General features: G+C 69.1%; 1 pseudogene. It reads right to left on the bottom strand.

Annotated features, from left to right (window positions below):
• Positions 1-269: pseudogene (locus BEK98_RS47785) on the bottom strand (AAA family ATPase); the annotation flags it as partial.

The following is a 269-nucleotide window of genomic DNA, read 5'->3' as shown; positions in this document are numbered from 1 at the left end:
GCTGGATGCAGCGCCGTAGCAGCGGGGCGGGGAAGTCCCGTTCGCCGTTGGAGGTCAGGACGATCACCGGGAAGGCGGTGCAGGCGATCCGTCCGCCGTGCACGGCGACCCGGTCGCCGTCGTGGGTGAGCACCTCGACGTCGGGTTCGCGGTCGGCGAGCCGCTCCAGCTCGGGGATCGAGAACTCGCCCTCCTCCAAGGTGTTGAGCAGGTCGTTGGGCAGGTCGAGGTCGCTCTTGTCGAGTTCGTCGATGAGCAGCACACGGGGC

Source organism: Streptomyces diastatochromogenes (assembly GCF_002242805.1).
Taxonomy (GTDB): domain Bacteria; phylum Actinomycetota; class Actinomycetes; order Streptomycetales; family Streptomycetaceae; genus Streptomyces; species Streptomyces diastatochromogenes.
Note: the sequence above shows the minus strand (reverse complement) of the source record. Positions and strands in the feature narration are given on the sequence as shown.